Source organism: Streptomyces sp. NPDC060205 (genome assembly GCF_042728395.1).
In the GTDB taxonomy this organism is placed as follows: domain Bacteria; phylum Actinomycetota; class Actinomycetes; order Streptomycetales; family Streptomycetaceae; genus Streptomyces.
The window spans coordinates 1-8,250 of sequence record NZ_JBHWZP010000388.1 but is presented as its reverse complement, the minus strand read 5'-3'; the positions used below and the strand labels follow the sequence as shown (position 1 = coordinate 8,250).

At 70.7% G+C, this 8,250-nt stretch carries 4 protein-coding genes; 2 read left to right on the top strand and 2 right to left on the bottom strand.

Features of this window, described 5'->3' with window-relative positions; all coding sequences use genetic code 11:
• Positions 1 to 149: 149 nt before the first annotated feature.
• Both aceE (ACFWGJ_RS38665) and ACFWGJ_RS38660 read right to left on the bottom strand, forming a co-directional pair.
• Positions 150 to 2,855 (bottom strand): pyruvate dehydrogenase (acetyl-transferring), homodimeric type, encoded by a 2,706-nt coding sequence (aceE, locus tag ACFWGJ_RS38665; protein WP_387333635.1) that lies wholly within the window; start codon positions 2,853 to 2,855, stop codon positions 150 to 152.
• Between the two features lie 337 nt (positions 2,856 to 3,192).
• A complete protein-coding gene (locus ACFWGJ_RS38660) occupies positions 3,193 to 3,834 on the bottom strand; it encodes a GntR family transcriptional regulator (RefSeq protein WP_210883318.1) in 642 nt (213 codons plus the stop codon).
• Positions 3,835 to 4,416: 582 nt separating this feature from the next.
• Here ACFWGJ_RS38660 and ACFWGJ_RS38655 point away from each other — a divergent pair.
• On the top strand, positions 4,417 to 5,058 hold the full coding sequence (locus ACFWGJ_RS38655) for a GntR family transcriptional regulator (protein WP_210883318.1): 642 nt from the start codon (positions 4,417 to 4,419) through the stop codon (positions 5,056 to 5,058).
• 337 nt (positions 5,059 to 5,395) lie between these two features.
• On the top strand, positions 5,396 to 8,101 hold the full coding sequence (gene aceE, locus ACFWGJ_RS38650; protein WP_387333635.1) for a pyruvate dehydrogenase (acetyl-transferring), homodimeric type: 2,706 nt from the start codon (positions 5,396 to 5,398) through the stop codon (positions 8,099 to 8,101).
• The last annotated feature ends 149 nt before the right edge of the window (positions 8,102 to 8,250 follow it).

Genomic DNA, 8,250 nt, shown 5'->3' with positions numbered 1-8,250 from the left:
CTGAAAAGCAGGGGCGCGGGGAACTGCGCGACCGGCCACACGCGACCCGCACCCGACGACCGGCCTGCTTTTAGGGGCGCGGGGAACTGCGCGGGTCACCCCCACCCTCCCGCAGGCTGCGAACCTGCCGCGGGAGGGTGGGCGAGGAACTACAGCCCGTACCGCGCGCGGGCTTCCTTCACCGCGGATGCGGGCACCTCGCCGCGCCGCGCGAGCTGCGCAAGCGCCGCCACCACGATCGACTGCGCGTCGACGCCGAAGTGCCGCCGCGCCGCGACCCGCGTGTCCGACAGACCGAACCCGTCCGCGCCCAGCGACGAGTAGTCCTGCTCGACCCACTGCGCGATCTGGTCCGGCACCTGCCGCATGTAGTCGGAGACGGCCAGCACCGGCCCCTCCGCCCCCTGCAGCGCCTGCCGCAGATACGGCACCCGCTCCTCGCCGCGCAGCAGCGCCGCGTCGGCCTCCAGCGCGTCGCGCCGCAGCTCGGTCCAGGACGTGGCGGACCAGACGTCCGCGGCCACACCCCACTCCTCGGCGAGCAGCTTCTGCGCCTCCAGGACCCAGTGGATCGCCGTGCCGGAGCCCAGCAGCTGGATCCGCGCGGCGTTGGCGGCGTTCACCTGGACGCCCGCCGACTCCGCGGTGTTGAAGCGGTAGAGCCCCTTGACGATGCCCTCGTCGATGCCGGCGGCAGCGGGCTTCGCGGGCTGCGGGATCGGCTCGTTGTAGACGGTGAGGTAGTAGAAGACGTTCTGGTCCTCGCCCGGGGCGGCCTCGCCGTACATCCGGCGCAGCCCGTCCTTGACGATCGTCGCGACCTCGTAGGCGAACGCCGGGTCGTACGACAGCGCCGCCGGGTTCGTCGCCGCGATGACCGGCGAGTGCCCGTCCGCGTGCTGCAGGCCCTCGCCCGTCAGCGTCGTACGGCCGGCCGTGGCACCGACGAGGAAGCCGCGGCCCAGCTGGTCGCCGAGCTGCCACATCTGGTCGGCCGTGCGCTGCCAGCCGAACATCGAGTAGAAGATGTAGAACGGGATCATCTGCTCGCCGTGCGTGCTGTACGCGGTCGACGCGGCGATGAAGTCCGCCATGGAACCGGCCTCGGTGATCCCCTCGTTGAGGATCTGGCCGTCCTTGGCCTCCTTGTAGTACATGAGCTGGTCACGGTCGACCGGCTCGTACGTCTGGCCCTTGGGGGAGTAGATCCCGAGCGACGGGAACAGGCTCTCCATGCCGAAGGTGCGCGCCTCGTCGGGGACGATCGGCACCCAGCGTTTGCCGGACGTCTTGTCGCGGACGAGGTCCTTGACCAGGCGTACGAAGGCCATGGTCGTCGCGACGTTCTGCGAGCCGGAGCCCTTGTCGAAGGCCGCGAACGCCTTGTCGGCGGGCGCGGGAAGGGGCGCCAGCGGCTGCGTACGACGGGCCGGGGCCGGGCCGCCGAGGGCCGCGCGGCGCTCCTGGAGGTAGCGGACCTCGGGGGAGTCGGCGCCCGGGTGGCCGTAAGGCACGACCCCGTCGACGAAGTCGCTGTCCTTGATCGGCAGCTCCAGCAGGTCACGCATCTGCTTGAACTCGTCCGTCGACAGCTTCTTCATCTGGTGGTTGGCGTTCTTCGACGCGAAGCCCTCGCCGAGGGTGTGGCCCTTGACCGTCTGGGCCAGGATGACCGTCGGAGCGCCCTTGTGCTCGACGGCCGCCTTGTACGCCGCGTACACCTTGCGCGCCTCGTGGCCACCGCGGGAGAGGTGGAAACACTCCAGGATCTTGTCGTCGCTCAGCAGCTTCGCAAGCTCGACGAGCGCCGGGTCCGAGCCGAAGAAGTCCTGGCGGATGTAGGCGGCGTCGCGCGTCTGGTACGTCTGCACCTGCGCGTCCGGGACCTGGCGCAGGCGGCGGACGAGGGCGCCGGTGGTGTCGAGCCGGAACAGCTCGTCCCAGGCGTTGCCCCACAGCGACTTGATCACGTTCCAGCCGGCGCCGCGGAACTGGGCCTCCAGCTCCTGCACGATCTTGAAGTTCGCGCGGACCGGACCGTCGAGGCGCTGCAGGTTGCAGTTGATGACGAAGGTCAGGTTGTCCAGGCCCTCACGGCTCGCGAGGGCGAGTGCCGCGGTCGACTCGGGCTCGTCCATCTCGCCGTCACCGAGGAACGCCCACACGTGGGACGCCGAGACGTCCTTGATGTTGCGGTTGGTGAGATAGCGGTTGAAGCGCGCCTGGTAGATCGCGGAGAGCGGGCCGAGGCCCATCGACACCGTCGGGAACTCCCACAGCCAGGGCAGGCGCCGCGGGTGCGGGTACGACGGGAGGCCGTTGCCGCCCGCCTCCTGGCGGAAGTTGTCGAGGTGCGTCTCGTTGAGACGGCCGTCGAGGAAGGCGCGGGCGTAGATGCCGGGGGAGGCGTGGCCCTGGATGTAGAGCTGGTCGCCGGACCCGTCGGCCTCCTTGCCCTTGAAGAAGTGGTTGAAGCCGGTCTCGTAGAGCCAGGCCGCCGAGGCGAAGGTGGCGATGTGGCCGCCGACGCCGTGCTTCGCGCCGCGGGTCACCATCGCGGCCGCGTTCCAGCGGTTCCACGCGGTGATCCGGCGCTCCATCTCCTCGTCGCCGTCCACGGTGGGCTCGGCGGCGGTCGGGATGGTGTTGACGTAGTCGGTCTCCAGCAGCTTGGGCAGCGCGAGTCCGTTGCCCTCGGCGCGCTCCAGTGTGCGGCGCATCAGGTACGCGGCACGGTGCGGCCCGGCCGCCTGGGTGACGGCGTCGAGGGAGGCCTGCCATTCGGCGGTCTCCTCGGGGTCGCGGTCCGGGAGCTGGTCGAGCTCGCTCGGCTGGATAGCGGTGGGGTCGGTCATTGCGCCGCCTTCCGGATGCGGAGGGGGTTCCCTCGTCGGCAAGGGGTGTGTCGGGGGATGCCCTTGGTCTTTGGCAGGACAGGGCGGCGGGCTCTGGTGGGAGCCCGCCGATGACTGTAACTCGCTGATCGATGATCGATCAAAGGGTTGAAGGGCAAAACCTCTTGATCACGAGAAAGTAGGCACGCGGTGCCTTCGCTGTGGGCACGGGGTGCCTTGTTTTCGCAGGTGAGGCGGGCTGTCGGCGTTCGGCGGGGGTACGTATGAGCGGGCCCGCGCTCCACTGGTCGCCATCACGGTTGCGATCGGCTGTACTCGGTCACGATCGGTATCGCGGTCACGAGGCGGGCTCGTCGCCCGTCCTGGGCGCGCACCCCAGCACATGCGCCTTCACCAGCTCCGCGATCAGCGGGTCCCGGCGCCGGAACGCCTCCACCAAAGCCTCGTGCTCCTCCGCGTACGACTGCTGGACCGTGCCCAGCCAGCGGATCGACAGGGCCGTGAAGACCTCGATGCCCAGGCCCTCCCAGGTGTGCAGCAGCACGCTGTTGCCTGCGGCGCGCACCAGTTCGCGGTGGAAGGCCACCGTGTGGCGGACCTGGCCCGTGCCGTCGGCCCTGCGGTCGGCCTCGTACAGGGCGGCGACGTGCGGCTCCAGGGTCGAGCAGTCCGCCGCGAGGCGCTCCGCGGCCAGCTCGGCGGCGATGGCCTCCAGGCCGGCCCGGACGGGGTAACTCTCCTCCAGGTCGGCCGCGGTCAGATTGCGTACGCGTACGCCCTTGTTCGGGGCTGACTCGATCAGCCGCAGGGACTCCAGCTCGCGCAGGGCCTCCCGTACCGGGGTCTGGCTGACCTCCAGCTCCGTGGCGATCCGGCGCTCCACGATCCGCTCGCCCGGCTTCCAGCGGCCGCTGACGATCCCCTCCACGATGTGCTCGCGGATCTGCTCGCGGAGCGAGTGGACGACGGGCGCGGTCATGGGGGCTCCTTCGTTTTGACCTTTAGACAATAAGGCCACGGCGCGGCGCTCCGCGGGGGTGGGCCGGGCGTGTGGGGGTGGGGGCTGCGGGCTGCAGGGCGTGTGCGGGCTGTGCCCAGGCGGGTGGTTCTTCGGCCGCGGGTCCGGTGGGGGCCGTTCGCGCAGTTCCCCGCGCCCCTCAAAGACGGGGCTGCGCCCCAGCCTTTGCCGCTGCAGCACCGCCCGCCGCGACGAGCCCCCACCGGCCAGCAGCCGAAGAACCGGCCCGTCTTTAGGGGCGCGAGGAACTGCGCGACCGGCCCCCACCGGCCGGCAGCCGAGGAACCGGCCCGTTTTTTGGGGGCGCGGGGAACTGCGCGACGAGCCCCCACCGGCCGGCAGCCGAGGAACCGGCCCGTTTTTTGGGGGCGCGGGGAACTGCGCGAACGGCCCCCACCGGACCCGCGGCCGAAGAACCACCCGCCTGGGCACAGCCCGCACACGCCCTGCAGCCCGCAGCCCCCACCCCCACACGCCCGGCCCACCCCCGCGGAGCGCCGCGCCGTGGCCTTATTGTCTAAAGGTCAAAACGAAGGAGCCCCCATGACCGCGCCCGTCGTCCACTCGCTCCGCGAGCAGATCCGCGAGCACATCGTGGAGGGGATCGTCAGCGGCCGCTGGAAGCCGGGCGAGCGGATCGTGGAGCGCCGGATCGCCACGGAGCTGGAGGTCAGCCAGACCCCGGTACGGGAGGCCCTGCGCGAGCTGGAGTCCCTGCGGCTGATCGAGTCAGCCCCGAACAAGGGCGTACGCGTACGCAATCTGACCGCGGCCGACCTGGAGGAGAGTTACCCCGTCCGGGCCGGCCTGGAGGCCATCGCCGCCGAGCTGGCCGCGGAGCGCCTCGCGGCGGACTGCTCGACCCTGGAGCCGCACGTCGCCGCCCTGTACGAGGCCGACCGCAGGGCCGACGGCACGGGCCAGGTCCGCCACACGGTGGCCTTCCACCGCGAACTGGTGCGCGCCGCAGGCAACAGCGTGCTGCTGCACACCTGGGAGGGCCTGGGCATCGAGGTCTTCACGGCCCTGTCGATCCGCTGGCTGGGCACGGTCCAGCAGTCGTACGCGGAGGAGCACGAGGCTTTGGTGGAGGCGTTCCGGCGCCGGGACCCGCTGATCGCGGAGCTGGTGAAGGCGCATGTGCTGGGGTGCGCGCCCAGGACGGGCGACGAGCCCGCCTCGTGACCGCGATACCGATCGTGACCGAGTACAGCCGATCGCAACCGTGATGGCGACCAGTGGAGCGCGGGCCCGCTCATACGTACCCCCGCCGAACGCCGACAGCCCGCCTCACCTGCGAAAACAAGGCACCCCGTGCCCACAGCGAAGGCACCGCGTGCCTACTTTCTCGTGATCAAGAGGTTTTGCCCTTCAACCCTTTGATCGATCATCGATCAGCGAGTTACAGTCATCGGCGGGCTCCCACCAGAGCCCGCCGCCCTGTCCTGCCAAAGACCAAGGGCATCCCCCGACACACCCCTTGCCGACGAGGGAACCCCCTCCGCATCCGGAAGGCGGCGCAATGACCGACCCCACCGCTATCCAGCCGAGCGAGCTCGACCAGCTCCCGGACCGCGACCCCGAGGAGACCGCCGAATGGCAGGCCTCCCTCGACGCCGTCACCCAGGCGGCCGGGCCGCACCGTGCCGCGTACCTGATGCGCCGCACACTGGAGCGCGCCGAGGGCAACGGACTCGCGCTGCCCAAGCTGCTGGAGACCGACTACGTCAACACCATCCCGACCGCCGCCGAGCCCACCGTGGACGGCGACGAGGAGATGGAGCGCCGGATCACCGCGTGGAACCGCTGGAACGCGGCCGCGATGGTGACCCGCGGCGCGAAGCACGGCGTCGGCGGCCACATCGCCACCTTCGCCTCGGCGGCCTGGCTCTACGAGACCGGCTTCAACCACTTCTTCAAGGGCAAGGAGGCCGACGGGTCCGGCGACCAGCTCTACATCCAGGGCCACGCCTCCCCCGGCATCTACGCCCGCGCCTTCCTCGACGGCCGTCTCAACGAGACGCACCTCGACAACTTCCGCCAGGAGGCGGGCGGCAACGGCCTCCCGTCGTACCCGCACCCGCGGCGCCTGCCCTGGCTGTGGGAGTTCCCGACGGTGTCGATGGGCCTCGGCCCGCTCTCCGCGATCTACCAGGCGCGCTTCAACCGCTATCTCACCAACCGCAACATCAAGGACGTCTCGGCGTCCCACGTGTGGGCGTTCCTCGGTGACGGCGAGATGGACGAGCCCGAGTCGACCGCGGCACTCGCCCTCGCGAGCCGTGAGGGCCTGGACAACCTGACCTTCGTCATCAACTGCAACCTGCAGCGCCTCGACGGTCCGGTCCGCGCGAACTTCAAGATCGTGCAGGAGCTGGAGGCCCAGTTCCGCGGCGCCGGCTGGAACGTGATCAAGTCGCTGTGGGGCAACGCCTGGGACGAGCTGTTCCGGCTCGACACCACCGGCGCCCTCGTCCGCCGCCTGCGCCAGGTCCCGGACGCGCAGGTGCAGACGTACCAGACGCGCGACGCCGCCTACATCCGCCAGGACTTCTTCGGCTCGGACCCGGCGCTCGTCGAGCTTGCGAAGCTGCTGAGCGACGACAAGATCCTGGAGTGTTTCCACCTCTCCCGCGGTGGCCACGAGGCGCGCAAGGTGTACGCGGCGTACAAGGCGGCCGTCGAGCACAAGGGCGCTCCGACGGTCATCCTGGCCCAGACGGTCAAGGGCCACACCCTCGGCGAGGGCTTCGCGTCGAAGAACGCCAACCACCAGATGAAGAAGCTGTCGACGGACGAGTTCAAGCAGATGCGTGACCTGCTGGAGCTGCCGATCAAGGACAGCGACTTCGTCGACGGGGTCGTGCCTTACGGCCACCCGGGCGCCGACTCCCCCGAGGTCCGCTACCTCCAGGAGCGCCGCGCGGCCCTCGGCGGCCCGGCCCCGGCCCGTCGTACGCAGCCGCTGGCGCCCCTTCCCGCGCCCGCCGACAAGGCGTTCGCGGCCTTCGACAAGGGCTCCGGCTCGCAGAACGTCGCGACGACCATGGCCTTCGTACGCCTGGTCAAGGACCTCGTCCGCGACAAGACGTCCGGCAAACGCTGGGTGCCGATCGTCCCCGACGAGGCGCGCACCTTCGGCATGGAGAGCCTGTTCCCGTCGCTCGGGATCTACTCCCCCAAGGGCCAGACGTACGAGCCGGTCGACCGTGACCAGCTCATGTACTACAAGGAGGCCAAGGACGGCCAGATCCTCAACGAGGGGATCACCGAGGCCGGTTCCATGGCGGACTTCATCGCCGCGTCGACCGCGTACAGCACGCACGGCGAGCAGATGATCCCGTTCTACATCTTCTACTCGATGTTCGGCTGGCAGCGCACGGCCGACCAGATGTGGCAGCTCGGCGACCAGCTGGGCCGCGGCTTCCTCGTCGGTGCCACGGCCGGCCGTACGACGCTGACGGGCGAGGGCCTGCAGCACGCGGACGGGCACTCGCCGGTCATCGCGGCGACGAACCCGGCGGCGCTGTCGTACGACCCGGCGTTCGCCTACGAGGTCGCGACGATCGTCAAGGACGGGCTGCGCCGGATGTACGGCGAGGCCGCCCCGGGCGAGGACCAGAACGTCTTCTACTACCTCACCGTCTACAACGAGCCGATCCCGCAGCCCGCGAAGCCCGCTGCCGCCGGCATCGACGAGGGCATCGTCAAGGGGCTCTACCGCTTCAACACCGCGGAGTCGGCGGGCGTCCAGGTGAACGCCGCCAACGCCGCGCGGATCCAGCTGCTGGGCTCCGGCACGGCGATCCACTGGGTCCTGGAGGCGCAGAAGCTGCTCGCCGAGGAGTGGGGTGTGGCCGCGGACGTCTGGTCCGCCACGTCCTGGACCGAGCTGCGGCGCGACGCGCTGGAGGCCGACGCGGCGCTGCTGCGCGGCGAGGAGCGGGTGCCGTATCTGCGGCAGGCGCTGCAGGGGGCGGAGGGGCCGGTGCTGGCCGTCTCCGACTACATGCGGCAGGTGCCGGACCAGATCGCGCAGTGGGTCGAGCAGGACTACTCGTCGCTGGGCGCGGACGGGTTCGGTCTGTCGGACACGCGGGTCGCGGCGCGGCGGCACTTCGGCGTCGACGCGCAGTCGATCGTGGTGGCGGCGCTTGCGCAGCTCGCGCGGCGCGGCGAGGTGCCCGCATCCGCGGTGAAGGAAGCCCGCGCGCGGTACGGGCTGTAGTTCCTCGCCCACCCTCCCGCGGCAGGTTCGCAGCCTGCGGGAGGGTGGGGGTGACCCGCGCAGTTCCCCGCGCCCCTAAAAGCAGGCCGGTCGTCGGGTGCGGGTCGCGTGTGGCCGGTCGCGCAGTTCCCCGCGCCCCTGCTTTTCAG